Origin of the sequence: Vibrio cidicii (assembly GCF_009665415.1) — a bacterium.
Classification (GTDB): Bacteria; Pseudomonadota; Gammaproteobacteria; order Enterobacterales; family Vibrionaceae; genus Vibrio; species Vibrio cidicii.
This window is the reverse complement of sequence record NZ_CP035921.1, coordinates 1,997,413-2,014,140: the sequence shown is the minus strand read 5'-3', so window position 1 is coordinate 2,014,140 and position 16,728 is coordinate 1,997,413. Positions and strand designations below refer to the sequence as shown.

At 50.8% G+C, this 16,728-nt stretch carries 15 protein-coding genes; 7 read left to right on the top strand and 8 right to left on the bottom strand.

The annotated features are described in order from the left end of the window. Positions 1-7: 7 nt before the first annotated feature. Together kefB and kefG are read right to left on the bottom strand one after the other, a co-directional pair. Entirely contained in the window at positions 8-1,810 is a 1,803-nt protein-coding gene (kefB, locus tag EWA64_RS10220) for a glutathione-regulated potassium-efflux system protein KefB (protein ID WP_369435793.1), read from the bottom strand. After that, positions 1,794-2,372, bottom strand: a complete 579-nt coding sequence (gene kefG / locus EWA64_RS10215) for a glutathione-regulated potassium-efflux system ancillary protein KefG (RefSeq protein ID WP_065819401.1) — start codon at positions 2,370-2,372, stop codon at positions 1,794-1,796. Before kefG ends, kefB begins: the two co-directional genes overlap by 17 nt. 165 nt (positions 2,373-2,537) lie before the next feature. Between kefG and EWA64_RS10210 the strand changes: the two genes are divergently transcribed. The 6 genes from EWA64_RS10210 (at position 2,538) to crp (ending at position 8,218) form a co-directional block, all read left to right on the top strand. Then, positions 2,538-4,460, top strand: a complete 1,923-nt coding sequence (locus EWA64_RS10210) for an ABC transporter ATP-binding protein (protein ID WP_061896029.1) — start codon at positions 2,538-2,540, stop codon at positions 4,458-4,460. Beyond that, positions 4,457-4,939 carry a TIGR02444 family protein gene (locus EWA64_RS10205; protein ID WP_061896028.1) on the top strand — a complete coding sequence of 161 codons (483 nt, stop codon included), beginning with the start codon at positions 4,457-4,459 and terminating at the stop codon, positions 4,937-4,939. Before EWA64_RS10210 ends, EWA64_RS10205 begins: the two co-directional genes overlap by 4 nt. Before the next feature lie 170 nt (positions 4,940-5,109). Further along, positions 5,110-6,087: a hydrolase gene (locus EWA64_RS10200; protein WP_061896037.1), complete on the top strand. Its 978-nt coding sequence runs from the start codon at positions 5,110-5,112 to the stop codon at positions 6,085-6,087. 43 nt (positions 6,088-6,130) lie between these two features. Further along, positions 6,131-6,343, top strand: a complete 213-nt coding sequence (locus EWA64_RS10195) for a YheU family protein (RefSeq protein WP_045569696.1) — start codon at positions 6,131-6,133, stop codon at positions 6,341-6,343. A 130-nt stretch (positions 6,344-6,473) separates the two neighbouring features. Beyond that, positions 6,474-7,343 (top strand): phosphoribulokinase, encoded by an 870-nt coding sequence (locus EWA64_RS10190; protein ID WP_061896027.1) that lies wholly within the window; start codon positions 6,474-6,476, stop codon positions 7,341-7,343. Between the two features lie 242 nt (positions 7,344-7,585). Further along, complete coding sequence (gene crp, locus EWA64_RS10185) at positions 7,586-8,218, top strand: cAMP-activated global transcriptional regulator CRP (RefSeq protein WP_011079297.1); 633 nt, start codon at positions 7,586-7,588, stop codon at positions 8,216-8,218. Positions 8,219-8,291: 73 nt separating this feature from the next. On the opposite strand, the gene EWA64_RS10180 is transcribed toward crp, so the two are convergent. The 5 genes from EWA64_RS10180 to EWA64_RS10160 all read right to left on the bottom strand — a co-directional run bounded on the left by EWA64_RS10180 (position 8,292) and on the right by EWA64_RS10160 (position 14,012). Continuing rightward, complete coding sequence (locus tag EWA64_RS10180) at positions 8,292-9,083, bottom strand: DUF1338 domain-containing protein (RefSeq protein ID WP_061896026.1); 792 nt, start codon at positions 9,081-9,083, stop codon at positions 8,292-8,294. Between the two features lie 180 nt (positions 9,084-9,263). Further along, positions 9,264-10,721 carry a succinylglutamate-semialdehyde dehydrogenase gene (astD, locus tag EWA64_RS10175; protein ID WP_061896025.1) on the bottom strand — a complete coding sequence of 486 codons (1,458 nt, stop codon included), beginning with the start codon at positions 10,719-10,721 and terminating at the stop codon, positions 9,264-9,266. 17 nt (positions 10,722-10,738) lie between these two features. Beyond that, complete coding sequence (gene astA, locus EWA64_RS10170; protein ID WP_061896024.1) at positions 10,739-11,758, bottom strand: arginine N-succinyltransferase; 1,020 nt, start codon at positions 11,756-11,758, stop codon at positions 10,739-10,741. A 99-nt stretch (positions 11,759-11,857) separates the two neighbouring features. Then, positions 11,858-13,069 carry an aspartate aminotransferase family protein gene (locus EWA64_RS10165; protein ID WP_061896023.1) on the bottom strand — a complete coding sequence of 404 codons (1,212 nt, stop codon included), beginning with the start codon at positions 13,067-13,069 and terminating at the stop codon, positions 11,858-11,860. A 364-nt stretch (positions 13,070-13,433) separates the two neighbouring features. Next, on the bottom strand, positions 13,434-14,012 hold the full coding sequence (locus EWA64_RS10160) for an aminodeoxychorismate/anthranilate synthase component II (protein WP_061896022.1): 579 nt from the start codon (positions 14,010-14,012) through the stop codon (positions 13,434-13,436). A gap of 439 nt (positions 14,013-14,451) precedes the next feature. Between EWA64_RS10160 and EWA64_RS10155 the strand changes: the two genes are divergently transcribed. After that, positions 14,452-15,723 (top strand): NAD(P)/FAD-dependent oxidoreductase, encoded by a 1,272-nt coding sequence (locus tag EWA64_RS10155; protein WP_061896021.1) that lies wholly within the window; start codon positions 14,452-14,454, stop codon positions 15,721-15,723. 85 nt (positions 15,724-15,808) lie between these two features. On the opposite strand, the gene EWA64_RS10150 is transcribed toward EWA64_RS10155, so the two are convergent. Next, positions 15,809-16,705 (bottom strand): endonuclease I family protein, encoded by an 897-nt coding sequence (locus tag EWA64_RS10150; protein ID WP_061896020.1) that lies wholly within the window; start codon positions 16,703-16,705, stop codon positions 15,809-15,811. Positions 16,706-16,728: the final 23 nt, after the last annotated feature.

Sequence of the window (16,728 nt, the reverse complement as noted above, 5' to 3'; positions counted from 1 at the left end):
TGGTTCACTACTTTTCTTCCCAGAAATTGCGGGATTGGCGATCGTTTTCCATCTCCCGGGCAAAAATCTCTTCCAGCTCTTTACGCGCTTCTTTGGCGCGTTGAGCCAGTTTTTTATCTTCATTGTGCTGCGGCAATAACTCTTTGAGCATCGCATTATCTAATTTGCGGAAATGCGCCTCGGCGCGTTTGGCTTGATAAGGATGCATCCCCAGTTCGACTAAAGTTTGTCGCCCCAAGTCCAAGGCACCGAGAAACGTTTCCCGCGAATAGGTATGAATGCCATACCCGAGCAGTTGATACGCTTCAACTCGGCTACGGGCACGCGCCATTAACTTGAGATTAGGAAAGTGTTGGCGACACAGCTCCACAATATTCATCACTTGATCCGGCGAATCGGTGCAGATCACGAGCGCTTCTGCTTTTTCAGCCCCCGCGGCACGCAAAAGATCGAGTTGGGTGGCGTCGCCGTAAAACACCTTGTAGCCGTATTTGCGTAGCAATTTGATCTGGCTGGCATCACTTTCCAGCACGGTGATTTTAATCTTATTGGCATAAAGAAGGCGGCCAATAATCTGCCCAAAGCGACCAAAGCCCGCAATGATGACACGCAGCTCCGTATCAACCACATCCGGTGAGAGCGCTTCACTTTCCTGGTTCAAGGTTCTTGCATACCAGCCATTTTGCAACGAGAGCAGGAGCGGCGTCGTGACCATCGATAAACTCACCACCACCAGCAAAAATGCCACTTCGTTGTGATTGAGCAGCCCCTCTTTGCTGGCAGCGGTAAAAATCACAAACGCAAACTCCCCGCCCTGACTGAGGATCGCTGCCATTTTGCTGCGTGCCTTCGCCCGCATGCCAACTAAACGTCCGAGCAGATAGAGCACCGCGCCTTTCACCGCAACCAAACCGAGCACCGCCAAGAGGATCTCCAGCGGAAACGCCACCAGCAGCCCCAAATTCACCGCCATGCCAACCGCGATAAAAAACAGCCCCAGCAGCAGGCCTTTGAAAGGCTCAATGGCAATTTCCAGCTCATGGCGATACTCACTTTCGGCCAGCAGCACGCCCGCTAAAAAGGTGCCCAGCGCCATAGAGAGTCCGAGTTGCTGCATCAACATCGCAATCCCTAGCACCACCAGCAGCGCAGTGACGGTAAACAGCTCGCGTACCCCCGTCATCACCACATAGCGAAACAGCGGGCGCAGCAAAAAGTGGCCACCAACTAGCAGCGCGCCAACTCCCGCCAAGGTTGCAACTGCGCTCAGCCAATCGCCGCTCATACCGCCGCCCGAGAGCAAAGGCAACAGCGCCAACATCGGGATGACCGCAATGTCTTGAAAAAGCAGCACCGCGAATCCCGACTGCCCGGTTTCGGTGCGGGCCAAGCCCTGCTCTTCCAGCACTTTTAAGGCAATTGCGGTTGAGGAGAGCGCCAATCCCATGCCAATCACCAACGCCGACGTCCAAGCCAGATCAAACAAGGTCACGATGCTGGCGATCACTAAAGTGGTGACCAGCACTTGAGCACCGCCAAGCCCGAGGATCGGCACGCGCATTTGCCACAGTTTTTTCGGGTTAAGTTCTAGGCCAATTAAAAATAGTAAAAGCACCACACCCAGCTCGGCAAAATGCAAAATGGCGTCAACATCGCTGATAACCCCCAGCCCCCAAGGACCAATCGCAACGCCCGCCAGCAAATAGCCGAGCACTGAGCCCAAACCAAAACGCTGCGCAAGCGGTACAGCCACGACCGCCGCAGAGAGAAAGATCACACTGGTTTGCAGAAAATCACTGGTCAGCGCCATGCCCACCTCCTAGCGGATTGAGCAGCCATTGGCGATACTGCTCAGCGTGTTGATAACGCTCGACATCGGAGACGTTTCTGGCCCAGTAAAGCACCAGCGGTTCAAGCCAATGCATTTGGCACAAAGCGGCCGTCAGCTCAAATGGCTGTAAGATTTCCTCCAGCGGATACTTATTGTACCCCTTCGCACTGAACGCCTCTTTCTTGCCACCTGTGGTAATTACACTGCGCCAATACTTACCTTCAAGGGCATTGCCACTGCCAAAAGCAAACCCTTTGCTCATGACGCGGTCAAGCCACTCTTTGAGCAGCGCCGGGCAAGAGTACATATACATGGGATGGTGGAAGACGATCACCTCGTGTTCGCGCAACAACTGCTGTTCTTGGTTTACATCAATAAAGAAATCGGGATAAAGGCCGTACAAATCGCGAATGGTCACGTGCGGCAGAGAGGCGATTTTTTTCAACATCACTTGGTTGGCCACCGAATTTTGCGGCTCGGGATGGGCATAAAGCACCAGAACTTTTGGCAGACTGGCTGAGGCGATTTTTTTCTCTGACATTCCGCGAACCTTCCCTGAGCGCAAACGGTGATAGAAAAACAAAGTGTTATCTTGATGTTAATCATCATACTCAAATTTGCATAATGATCGACATTTATCCTCATTCCTCCTACTATTCGCAGCGATAAACGCACAGACTATTCGGCATCAACTGAGCTAAGCGATATGATTACCTTTTCCGACATTCAACTGCTCCGCGGCGGTTTCCCGCTCTTGGACCAAACTTCTGCAACCATTCATCCGGGAGACAAAATTGGTCTGGTCGGCAAGAACGGCTGCGGCAAATCGACCCTGTTTGCTCTGATTAAAGACGAGCTTTCTACCGACGCTGGTTCGTTTAGTAAACCAGCGCACTGGGAACTGGCTTGGGTTGCTCAGGAAACTCCAGCCCTTGAGCGCAGCGCAATTGAATATGTGATAGATGGTGATCGCGAGTATCGCGACTTGGAAGCGCAACTCGCCGCCGCAGAACAAGCCGATAACGGCACCTTAGTCGCAGAGATCCACGGCAAAATTGAAACCATCGGCGGCTACAGTATCCGCGCACGCGCGTCAGAGTTGCTAGACGGCCTCGGCTTTAGCCAAGAGCAGATGAGCTGGAAGCTAACCCAATTTTCTGGTGGTTGGCGAATGCGTTTAAACTTGGCCCAAGCACTACTGTGTCGCTCCGACTTGCTGCTACTGGACGAACCCACCAACCACTTGGATCTCGATGCGGTGATGTGGCTGGAACGCTGGCTGCAATCTTACCCGGGCACTCTGATGCTGATCTCGCACGACCGCGACTTTCTTGATCCGATCGTCAATCGCATCATTCATATCGAAAACCAGAAGCTCAACGAATACACCGGCAACTACTCTTCGTTTGAAAACCAACGCGCGCAAAAGCTGATCTTGCAGCAATCGATGTTTGAGAAACAGCAGAAGCAGATGGCGCACATGCAAAGCTACATCGACCGCTTCCGCTACAAAGCCTCTAAAGCGCGCCAAGCGCAAAGCCGCATCAAAGCGCTAGAGAAGTTGGAAAAGGTGCTGCCAGCCCAGTTTGATAACCCGTTCAGCTTTGAATTTCGCGAGCCCACAGCGCTGCCAAATCCAATCATGATGATGGATGAAGTCTCCGCCGGTTACGGTGATAAACTGATTTTGCAGCAAATCCGCCTTAATCTGGTTCCCGGCAGCCGCATTGGTCTGCTTGGGCGCAATGGCGCAGGTAAGTCGACCTTAATCAAACTGCTCTCGGGCGAGCTCAAAGCGCAAGGTGGCGATTTGACTTTCTCTCAAGGGGTCAAAACTGGCTACTTTGCGCAGCATCAGTTGGAAACGTTGCACCCAGAAGAGACGCCACTGCAACACATGATGCAGATAGCGCCCGACAAAACCGAGCAGGAACTGCGTAACTACCTGGGCAGTTTTGGTTTTCATGGCGACAAAGCACTGGAAAAAGTGGCGCCCTTTTCGGGCGGCGAAAAAGCACGCTTGGTGCTGGCCCTGATTGTGTGGCAAAAGCCCAACCTGTTACTGCTCGATGAACCGACCAACCACCTTGATCTCGACATGCGTCAGGCGCTGACGTTGGCCTTGCAAACTTTCGAAGGGGCGATGGTGATTGTTTCGCACGACCGCTACTTACTGCGTGCCACTACCGACGATCTCTATCTGGTGCACGACCGCCAAGTGGCTCCCTTTGATGGCGATCTCAACGATTACTACAAGTGGCTGACAGAGCAACAGAAAGCCGAACGCAAAGAAGCGCAAGCCGAGCTGCCAGCCAAAGATGGCAACAACAGCGCGGCGGCGAAAAAAGAGCAGAAACGGCGTGAAGCGGATTTTCGTAAACTCACTGCGCCAATTCGCAAAACGCTGACACAGCTTGAAGCGAAGATGGATAAGCTCGGGCAAGTACTGGCCGAGGCTGAACAGCAATTGTCAGATAACACACTGTATGATGGCGAAAACAAAGCTAAACTTACTCAAGTACTGGCCATTCAGGCGCAAAACAAGAGTGCGCTGGAAGAGGTCGAAATGGAATGGATGGCCCAGCAGGAAGTGCTAGAGCAGATGGAACAGGAGTTCAGCAGTCAATGAGCAATCAACACGCCCCACCTTTACTTACGCTTGAGCGGCTGTGGCAATTCAGCCTGCAATACTATGGCGTGAAAGAGGTAAAAGCGGCGTGTTTGAGTTTGCAAAATCAGTTTAACGGCAACGTTAACCTGTTGCTGTTGCTTAAATGGCTGGATGAACAACAGCTCAGTTTCGATGAAGAGGAGTGGCACAAGTTGCAAAGCTGCTTAGGCCGCTCCGAAACGCTGCTGCATACCTATCGCGAATTACGTCGTCAATGCAAACAGCATCTACCTGATACTCTCTATCGCGAAGCGTTGCAGTTCGAGCTGCAATTGGAAAAACAACAACAAGCTGATCTGGTCGAGTGCATTAACACTTTGGCTCTGCGCCCCAATCATACAGAACCACTCACCCAGGTCTACTGCCGTCATTTAGGCGCAGCTCACCTCTACGCGGCATTTAAACCGCCCTCTGCCCCGTTGGCAAAATCTAGCTAGTTTCTGTGATCCCGAGCCCGAGTTATCGAGTACGTTTCTGCGGAACATTGACCCGCCTAAACAATCGAGCCTTAATAAAGTTGGCTCAACGTTGAGAAAAAGAGAGCGACACACGCAGCAGACATCACAACGCGTATGACGAGCCCGCAATGGAACCATGAGTGAAAAGTATGACTCAATTTACTGCCGCAAAAGGGATCAAAAACCCCCACCTGCAAACCTTACTGCCCCGCTTTATCCGCAAAAAAGCACTGTTTGAACCTGTTTGGCAAACGCTGGACACCCCAGACGGCGACTTTCTTGATCTCGCGTGGAGTGAAGATCCTAGCAGTAAAAATGCGAGTAAAAAGCCACTCTTTGTGCTGTTTCACGGCCTGGAGGGCAGCTTTTTTAGCCCCTACGCCAACGGCCTGATGAACGCCTTTGCCAACGCTGGCTGGCTATCCGTGATGATGCATTTTCGCGGTTGCAGCGGCAAACCTAACCGCCTCGCACGTGCGTATCACTCAGGGGAAACCGAAGACGCACGCTATTTTTTACAGCACCTTCAGCGTCATTTTCCGCAGAATCGCAAAGTGGCACTTGGCATCTCACTTGGTGGCAACATGCTGGCCAACTACCTTGCCACTTATCAAGACGATCCTCTGGTGGACGCCGCCACCATCGTTTCCGCGCCACTGGATCTCTCGGCTTGCTCAGAACGTATCGAGCAAGGCTTTTCTCGCGTCTATCGCCGTTACTTGCTCTCGTCACTGAAAAAGAACGCCCTACAAAAGCATCACCTACTATCAAATGCGTTGGCGATATCGCCACATTCGATCAAAAAGCTCACTCGCTTATATCAGTTTGACGATCTGATCACCGCGCCACTGCACGGGTTTAAAAATGCGCTCGATTACTACCAGCAGTGTTCGGGTTTGCACAAGTTACGTGAAATCCGCATTCCTACACAGATCATTCACGCCAAAGACGATCCGTTTATGACCGATGCAGTGATCCCCAAATTTGTCTTGCCCGACAACATTGACTATCGCCTGTTTGATCACGGCGGCCATGTCGGCTTTTTAACTGGCAGCGCGCTGCATCCCCGCTTTTGGCTAGAAGAAGCCTTGCCGAGCTACTATGAAAGCTTGGCGGTTTCGGCATAATAGCGCGGCATTTCCTTATTGAGCATAAAGTAAAGAGGTATTTATGATCATTCCTTGGCAAGAGATCAGTGCCGATGCGCTGAGTAATTTGATCCGCGAATTCGTTCTGCGTGAAGGCACTGACTATGGCGAAAGCGAAGTCTCATTAGAGCAAAAAATCGAGCAAGTAAAAACCCAGCTCAAGCGAGGTGAAGCGGTGATCGTTTTCTCAGAACTGCATGAAACCGTTGATATTCAGCTCAAGCAAAAATTTTAGTTGGCCGAGATTTTTACCGCACCTTATCCCATGACAAGCACGTGGAACGTGTTATAGTGGCCAAACGATTGCACATGCCGGAAGCCACATTCCGGCCCGACAGGTAAGTACTACAACGACAGGGTTTGTCATGTCAGCAAAGCATCCAATCATCGCCGTCACAGGTTCGTCCGGTGCCGGCACGACGACAACGTCAGAAGCATTTCGCAAAATGTTCAATATGATGTCCATCAAGCCAGCTTGGATTGAAGGGGACAGTTTTCACCGTTTCACTCGCCCAGAGATGGACGTTGAGATCCGTAAAGCGCGCGAGCAAGGTCGACACATCAGCTACTTTGGACCACAAGCCAACGATTTTCCTGCCCTGTCGGAGTTTTTCCGTCAGTACGGCAAATCGGGCACTGGCGAAGTGCGCCGTTATCTGCACACCTTTGACGAAGCCGTGCCTTACAACCAAATGCCCGGTACCTTCACACCCTGGCAAAAGCTGCCCGAAAACACCGATGTGCTTTTCTATGAGGGGCTGCACGGCGGGGTGGTTGATGGTGAAGTCAACGTTGCGCAGCACGTGGACTTTTTGATCGGCATGGTACCGATCGTCAACTTGGAATGGATTCAAAAATACGTGCGCGATACGCGTGATCGCGGTCATTCGCGCGAAGCGGTAATGGATTCGATTGTGCGTTCAATGGACGACTATCTCAACTACATCACCCCGCAATTTTCACGCACTCACATTAACTTTCAGCGCGTGCCGACGGTGGATACGTCCAACCCACTCAATGCCAAAGGTATCCCGAGTTTAGATGAGAGTTTTGTGGTGATTCGCCTGCGCGGCATCAAGAACGTCGACTTCCCCTATCTATTGGCGATGATCGACGGATCCTTTATGTCGCGACACAATACCTTAGTGGTGCCGGGAGGCAAAATGAGTTTCGCTATGGAACTGATTGTACAGCCAATCCTGCAACAACTGATTGAAACAGGCAAAATTGGCTAAAATTTGAGGCCGGTTCACGCTTACTTTTCATACCGTGATCATGTGCACAATTTTGCGTAGAAAATCCCATTCTCGACACGATTAAAATCAAGAAATCGTTTTCGAAAAAGGATACTATTTCAAACCGAAACACAAGATAGCTTGCAGCATCAATCAAGAGCTCTTATTCTAGCAAGTCAATAACAAGGCTTGGCTAAAATATGGATAGCGGCAAGCGTACCCTGCAGAGGAAGTGAGATATTATGGTTCTAGGTAAACCTCAAACCGACCCAACACTAGAGTGGTTTCTTTCACACTGTCATATTCATAAGTACCCTTCAAAAAGCACGCTGATCCACGCGGGCGAAAAAGCAGAAACTTTGTACTACATCGTGAAAGGTTCTGTTGCCGTGCTTATCAAAGACGAAGAAGGTAAAGAAATGATTCTTTCTTACCTGAACCAAGGTGACTTTATCGGTGAGCTAGGCTTGTTTGAAGAAGGCCAAGAGCGTACTGCTTGGGTTCGTGCAAAATCTCCTTGTGAAGTGGCTGAAATTTCATTCAAGAAATTCCGTCAGTTAATCCAAGTCAATCCAGACATTCTTATGCGCTTGTCGGCGCAGATGGCAAGTCGCCTACAAGTGACCAGCCAGAAAGTCGGAGACTTGGCGTTCTTGGACGTGACTGGCCGTATCGCTCAGACACTGCTGAACCTAGCAAAACAGCCTGATGCGATGACGCACCCAGATGGCATGCAGATCAAGATCACTCGTCAAGAGATTGGTCAGATTGTTGGTTGTTCACGTGAAACCGTTGGCCGCATTCTGAAAATGCTGGAAGAGCAGAACCTGATCTCTGCGCACGGCAAAACCATTGTTGTTTACGGGACTCGTTAATTTCACGCCAGAAATCGACGTTCAAATTGCAAAAAGCCACCCTGGGTGGCTTTTTTTGTTCTCGCGATACGTCTTAACCGTTGGTGCTTTCAAAGATCTTATCTGCCGACGCGGCTACAAAGCCTGGGTACAGATCGCCATTTTCCATCGGGTAGCGTTTGGCAAACTCGTAAAAACCACCGGGAATGATTTCACTGCCTTCAATAAACTGCACTGCCACTTTGTCTGCCATCGTGGAAGATTGCTCCAGCAGCACTTCCGGTGTGCCCTTCACTTCACCACCAATTTCATTGATGGTAAAACCCGCTTGACGTAAGTGATCGTTCACACCTTTCACCGAGTCAAATGCTTTGAGCTGATTGACACTGACCGTAAAGTGGTTCGCGCCGTAACCATGCGCCGCCAACCAAGAGGCATATTCACTCTCTTTTGCCAGCGTTTGATAGTCCGCAAAGCTCAACTCCCACAAGCGACCTGCGGAAAGGAACTCGTGGCCTTGCAGTTGGCTCGTATCCACTTGAGCAACCAATTTTTTCACAATCGCTTGCAGCGCCTCTGAGCATTCATCGATTTTCAACGCACTGATAAAGACTTTAGGCTGAGTCGGATCAGGATGCTCAAAATGTTTGGCCACTAATTTTTTGCTTTCAAACAGATAGTCGCCACACGCTTTGTAGCCTAATTCGATAAACGGCTTCGCCAGCGTTTCAATGCCCAGCGGCTCGACGTTAAACGTTCGTAGCGCGATGTGGTCGTTGATCAGGGCTTCATCCTCTTGCAATAGTCGATGCACTTTTGCCGCGGAAGGACACAGGCGTTGAATATAGTCGTTCCATAGCGATTCAAATAACACAGCTGGCGTCATAACGCCTCCTTGTTGTATCGGTTCACATTATCAGAGTATTGGGAGTGGATTGCGGCGGTGCGTGCAGACATCACCGCCGCAATCCTCAACCTGTGACGTTCATTGTTTGAAAGCAAACAAGCCTGCGCGACTCATGGCTCGAAGCGGCGCAGGTCAGAGACCTAAAGGTCGTTATCGTTATTAAAGTTCAACACCCGGGCTGAGCGTGGCGGGCAGTTCCGTTTGCGCCCCTTCCATTGATGCCATTGGGTACGCGCAATAGTCGGCGGCATAGTAAGCACTCGGACGTAAGTTACCCGACGCACCCGGTCCGCCAAATGGCGCATCACCACTAGCACCTGTCAGTTGGCGGTTGCGATTAACAATGCCAGCACGGATGTGATCGACAAAGTACGCCCACTCGTTATCGTCGGTCGAGACTAAGCCAGCCGACAAACCAAAGCGGGTGTCATTCGCCAGCTCAACCGCACGCTCGAGGCCTTGATAGCGCACCACTTGCAGCAGTGGTCCAAAGTACTCTTCATCAGGCAAATCCGCGATATGAGTGACATCAATAATCCCCGGTGAAACAAAGGCGGCCTCGCCCGCTTTGGCTTCAATTAAGCTTTCACCGCCGAGCGACTGCAGATTGGCCTGCGCGTCTAAGATAAAGCGCGCGGCCGCCTGCGAAATTTGTGGCCCCATAAAAGGCGCAGGCTCGGCAAACGGCTGGTCGACTTTAAGCTTTTGCACCGCTTCCACCAGACGAGTAATGAGTGCGTCGCCTTTTTCACCCAACGGCACATACAAACGGCGTGCACAAGTACAGCGCTGACCAGCACTGATAAATGCCGATTGAATGATGGTGTAAACCGTCGCCTCGAGATCGCCGTACTGCTCTGAAATCACCATCGGGTTGTTACCGCCCATTTCCAGTGCCAGCATTTTGCCGGGTTGACCAGCAAACTGACGATGAAGCAGATGACCCGTGTTGGCGCTGCCAGTAAACAGCAGGCCATCGATGCCTTTGGACTGCGACAAGGCAATCCCAGTCTCTTTACCACCTTGTACTAGATTTAGCACGCCACTTGGCAGACCCGCTTCTTGCCACAGTTTCATCGCAAGCTCTCCCGTCCAAGGCGTTTGCTCAGACGGTTTAAACACCACGGTATTGCCAGCTAATAACGCAGGCACAATGTGGCCGTTTGGTAAGTGCGCTGGGAAGTTATACGGGCCAAAGACGGCCATCACACCCAGTGGGCGGTGGCGCAAGACAACTTGGTTGCCCGCCGCTTCTTTTTGCGACTCGCCAGTGCGTTCATGATAAGCGCGGATCGAAATGGCAATTTTGCCTGCCATTGCCGCCGCTTCGGTGCGCGTCTCCCACAGCGGTTTGCCAGTCTCTTTGGCAATCACTTGAGCAATCTCTTCGCTGCGCGCTTTGACACGCTCGGCAAAGGCCAGCACGTAGGCTTCGCGCTCGGCAAACGTGAGCTTCTTCCAACTCAGAAATGCGTGACGCGCCGCTTTCACTGCTTGCTCGACTTGCGGCTCAGTGGCACCTTTGCCACGCCAAACCACTTGGTTGTCATAAGGCGACAAGGAGGTGAACTCTTCGCCTTGCCCTTCTACCCATTCACCTGCAATCCACTGTGTCATCGTCTTTCCCTTAATCATTACTGCGCTAGCATGCGGACGTATTCGCCATCTTCAACCATCAGAGCCTGTGCCACTTTCGGTGACAAAATCACACTGGACGAGGCTTGGTCATAGGCGGCTTTGGCTGCCGTGGCGCGGAAGTTTTCAAATGAGGTATTGGCTATTAAAAAGTCTTGCGAGCTGGAGTGCTCCGCAACGCGCACTTTCGCTCGCACTGAGTGACGTACCGATTCAATATTACGCAGGTCACACTCCACCGTGGGGCCGCCATCAAAGATGTCAACGTAGCCACGGCTGGTAAAACCTTCTTTCTCAAGCAGCTTGAGCGCTGGACGAGTATTTTCATGCACCACGCCGATCACCGCTTGCGCTTCTGGGCTTAGCAAGTTGATGTAAATCGGCAGCTTAGGCATCAAATCGGCGATGAAGCCTTTTTTGCCGATACCAGTGAGGTAATCCGCCATGGTGAAATCGATGGAGAAGAAATGGTCCTGAAGCCATTGCCAAAATGGCGAGTTGCCATTGGCATCCGACACACCACGCATTTCGGCGAAAATGGTTTTCGAGAAGCGATGCGGATGCTCAGCCATCATCAAAAAGCGGCATTTCGACATCAAGCGACCGTTGAGTCCTTCACGGAATTTTTCCCGCAAGAACAAGGTACAAATTTCACTACAACCGGTGTAGTTGTTGCCAAAAGTGAGCAGCTTCACCACATTGTTGACGCCAAGTTTTGGCGAGGAGTGGACAATTTTGCTGATGTGGTACGAGTAAAAAGGCACGTCCCAGCCAATCGCCGCTTCAATACCTGTGGTTCCGGCAACTTCCCCGCTTTCGGCATCAAAGCCGACCATCAGGTAGCCTTCATCGCCCGGCTCACCAACGTTGTGTTTGGCAAAGCTGTATTCAGAGTGTGTAATTCGATTGGTTAACAGTTCTTCATTAACCGGCAGAGATGTAAATCCGTGTCCCGATTCCACTGCACAGGTGTGCAGTGCGTCATAGTCCGACATTGCAATAGGGCGAACAACTAGCATCAATACTCCCTCCAGATGCATAGAAGGCCCTAGGTTTACTACCTAGGAAGTGATGTAGACGCCCGTCGCTTCCTGGACAGGCGTCTGTTTGAGAGGCGTTTAAACCAGAGTGGCGATTGCTTTATCCAGTTTCGCCAAGCCTTCTTCTATTTCTTGTTTGGTAATCACCAGTGATGGGGTGAAACGCACAACGTTCATGCCCGCCACCAGCACCAGCAGTCCCTCTTTACCCGCAGCAACCAAAATGTCGCGTGCACGGCCTTGCCACTCTTCATTGAGCGCCGCGCCGAGCAACAAGCCTTTGCCACGGATTTCAGAGAAAATCTGATATTTATCGTTAATTTTGCTTAGCCCTTCGCGAAACAGTGCTTCGCGCTCTTTCACGCCTTGCAAGGTTTCTGGCTTGGAGACTTCTGACACCACCGCTTCCGCGACCGCACAAGCGAGCGGGTTACCACCGTAAGTCGAACCGTGCGTGCCCACTTTCATGTGCGCGGCCAGTTTTTCTGTCGTCAGCATCGCGCCAATTGGGAAGCCGCCACCGAGTGATTTGGCAGTGCTGAGAATATCAGGCGTCACACCAAGGCCTTGATAAGCATAAAAATCACCTGTACGTCCGTTGCCCGTTTGCACTTCATCAAAAATGAGCAGGGCATTGTGCTTGTCGCACAGCTCGCGCACGGTTTGCACAAACTCAGGCGTCGGTGGCACGATACCGCCTTCCCCTTGCAGTGGCTCCATCATCACTGCACACGTGCGATCGGAAATGTGCGCTTGCAAGGCATCGATATCGTTGTAAGGCAGATGCGTCACATCGCCGGGTTTTGGACCGAAACCATCCGAGTAAGCCGCTTGACCACCGACGGTAACAGTAAAGAAAGTACGTCCGTGGAAACCTTGTTTAAAAGCAATGATTTCAGATTTTTCTGCACCGTAAACGTCCGCCGCGTAACGACGAGCCAGCTTCAGCGCAGCTTCGTTCGCTTCTGCACCCGAGTTGGCAAAGAAGACGCGCTCGGCAAAACTCACTTCGGTCAGTTTTTTCGCCAGTCGCAGTGCGGGCTCGTTGGTCATGACATTGCTTAAATGCCACAGTTTACCCGCTTGCTCCGTCAGCGCATTGACCATAACCGGATGACAGTGGCCCAGACAACTCACCGCGATTCCGCCCGCGAAATCGATGTATTCCTTGCCGCTTTGATCCCAAATACGTGAACCTTCACCTTTCACTGGGATCATCTCCATTGGGTTGTAGCAAGGCACCATCACCTCATCAAACAAACCACGATCTACTTTCATTTCCACTGTCATTGCACATTCCTTCTTGATACCGCACGCCTAGCAGAGAGCGAATCCAACCGACTGTGACTGGCCGGCAAATATTGTTTTGCATTTAAGCTGATGCGGCATTGTATTTACAATTAATTAACGAATTCAATAGTGAAATATTCTTTTTACAACCCGGAGGAATACCACATAGTCACTATCTATGATTATTTATGCATCATGTTCCGCAAATTATGAAGCATTTTTTTAATCGAGCAACAAATCACTTGGTTTACTGGCAAAATGGGAAGGGAAAAGCAAAAAGTGGCGAATAGTTTTGCACTTCGCCTTGGCTGAAAAAAAGATGAAGAAAATGTTAAGAATGGTGATCAAGATCAGGGTTACGCGCTCAACGGGCGAGGAAATTGGCCAGCAACGCGTGCCCTTGCTCGGTTTTGATCGACTCAGGATGAAACTGCACGGCGTCAATCGGCAGCGTTTTGTGCTGATAGCCCATGATTTCGTCGATACAGCCATCTGCCAGCGTCGTCCAAGCGGTGAGTTCGAAGTCGGCAGGTAAGGTGTCATTTTTGACCACCAGCGAGTGGTAGCGGGTAACGGTGAGTGGGTTGTTCAAGCCGCGAAACACGCTTTTCCCGTTGTGCTCAATGGCTGAGGTTTTACCATGCATGACTTGCCGTGCGCGTACCACTTCCCCACCAAAGGCTTGGGCAATCGCCTGATGGCCAAGACAGACGCCGAGGATCGGCAGTTTACCCGCAAAGTGAGTGATCGCCGCTAAAGAGATCCCTGCCTCATTGGGCGTACATGGCCCGGGGGAAATCACCAGATGGGTAGGTTGAAGATGCTCGATCCCGGCAATATCGATCTCGTCATTCCGCACCACGCGCACATCAGCACCCAGTTCACAGAAATACTGGTAGAGGTTGTATGTAAACGAGTCGTAGTTGTCGATGATCAGCAGCATAAATTTGTCTTAGCCTAGGGTCTGTTGACCTTTTGCGGTTAAATTTTGTTCGAGATAAAAGCGTTTTAATCGCGACGAGAGGTTTGTCGCCTAGTCATTCTAAGCAAAACACCTCTCAACAAAGAGTAAAACGCTTTTAGCCGAACCCTTCGGGCAGCGTTTGTGGCTCCTTTTTGCTGCGTTATCGGCTTATCATGTAGGCCACTACAATTCAAAGCCTCTGCCTTGCACAAAGAACCCACAAACTGCTGCAAAAATCATCTCAAAAGGTCAACAGACCCTAGCGATGAAAACTTTAGCATTCTACGAATCCGGCTTACAGATTCAATCAATAACACGCTTTTCCTTCACTTTATGATCCAGACGACACTTCCGCTTTGGCAGTTCACCATTATTTACCTAAAATTACTTTAGTAATAGCTAATAAAGGGAATTAAAAATGAAGAGAACCATAGTCATTGGTGCCGGTTTAGGTGGCATGTCGGTCGTGTATGAACTCAGACAAAAATTGCCCAGCGATCATGAAGTCATGCTCATTAACGAAGGATCGGAGTTTCATTTTATTCCATCCAATCCATGGGTGGCATTGGGAGAACGCACCAAAGAGCAAGTCGTTTTAGAGCTCACGCCTTATGTAAAAAAATTTAATATTCCTTTCAATGTCTCCGGTGTGGCACATATTGATGCCAAAGCATGCCGACTAAAAACGGGCGATGGTGAAGAATATCATTACGACTATTTGGTGATCTGTACAGGGCCTAAATTGGCGTTTGAAACCGTGCCGGGAGCCGGACCAGAAAATGGCTTTACCCAGTCGATTTGCACGGTTGATCACGCCGTTAAATCCCATCAAGCCTATCAACAGTTGGTTGAAAACCCAGGCCCCGTCATCGTTGGGGCACTGCAAGGCGCAAGTTGTTTCGGCCCGGCCTACGAATACATTCTCTCTCTGGAAAGCCAATTGCGAAAACTGAAAGTGCGCGACCGTGTTCCAATGACCTTTATAACCAGTGAACCGTACGTGGGTCATATGGGATTGGGGGGCGTTGGGGATTCCAAAGCGCTGATGGAACATGAGTTTCGCGAGAGGGGCATCAAATGGATCTGTAACGCCAGAACCACGCACTTTGAAGACGGTACGGCACACATTGAAGAACTCAATCGCAAAGGTGAAGTGGATTTTGAACATCACCTGCCCTTCACCATGGCAATGTTTCTACCACCGTTTAAAGGCGCAGCGCCGATTGCTGCGGTTCCTGATCTCTGCAATCCCAAAGGGTTTGTGCTCACCGACGAATATCAACGCAGCCCTGTCTATCCTGAAATTTTTGCGGCAGGCGTGTGTGTAGCCATTCCTCCCTTGGAAGAAACACCGGTTCCTGTTGGTGCACCAAAAACGGGCTTTATGATTGAATCCATGACGACGACGATTGTAGAAAACATTCTCAGCCTAGAAAAAGGCGAACAGATGCATACCAAACCGACCTTGAACGCACTATGCCTTGCTGACATGGGAGATAAAGGCGCGGCCTTTGTTGCCCTACCACAGAACCCCCCACGTAATACCAACTGGACCGGGATGGGACAATGGGTGCATTTAGCCAAAATCGCCTTCGAAAAGTATTTCCTCTACAAAGTGAAAAAGGGCACCAGCGAGCCAATCTATGAGAAGTACATTTTGAAAGCAGCAGGCATTGAACGCACTAAGTGAGTGTTAAACAGAGAAGTAATGGATGGGTGGAGATAGGCCAGCATGCGCTGGCCTTGGATAGTAAGGGTTATATCCCGTTCGAAATCTACTGCGTACAATCTTTGCGGAAGATAGACTCAGCCCAGTGTGGGTTATCTACAAACGGGTTGCGGTTACCCTGAATCTTCTGGATCTTGGCGTTGCGTTCGAACTCGAAATTGTCCACCGGATCTTGGCTGTTCCACTCCAGCAACACACACACATTGCCCAGCGCGGTACCATTGTTGGTGACCGCAGGTACGAGCTCAAGATCTGGATTAGCCGGGTCGCTGTTGTCTTTGCCCTCATAGCGAGTCGCCATGTAGAACATCATACGCGCCACATCGCCCTTCACGGCATCACGTGGCTCAAACGAGTCACTGTCAACGTAGTTTCCGGGCGCTTCTGTTACTTCAGAGCCGCCGTTATCGAACTCCAGATTACCTCGTCTACCATTGACCGATTCATCCGCTGGACGCAGGTGGTGGATATCGGTGTACGCGTAAGCGTTGCTGTTATCAAAGCCACCATTCGATTTCGGATAGGTATGCTCGCGGTTCCAGTTATCTTGACCCAGCGAGCCCTGACCTGATTTCTGCCCTTTCGCTTGTGAACGTCCGGTATAGAGTAGAATCACATTGTTACTGTTGTTTGGATCTTCATCGGTGATATCCAGTGCATCCCACACATCAAAGCTGCTCGAAGAGTACGGTAGCTTGGTGATGCCAGTCGAAATGATTTGGTTTAGCGCCGCTTTCAGGACATCTCCGCTCAGATCGAGCGCGCTATCGTAGTAACCATCCGGGTTATGGGTTTCTCCCGGAGTGACGGGCGGTGTCACGATTTCCATCTGACAGGTCACGGTAGGCAACCCGCCCACCACATGAGGATCGTGGGCTTGCTGGTAAGCGGCGCTCGCACTAAACGCGCATGGAATCAGTAAAGTCAATAATGTCTTTTTCATATCTTTTGCTCAGGAGTGCAAGC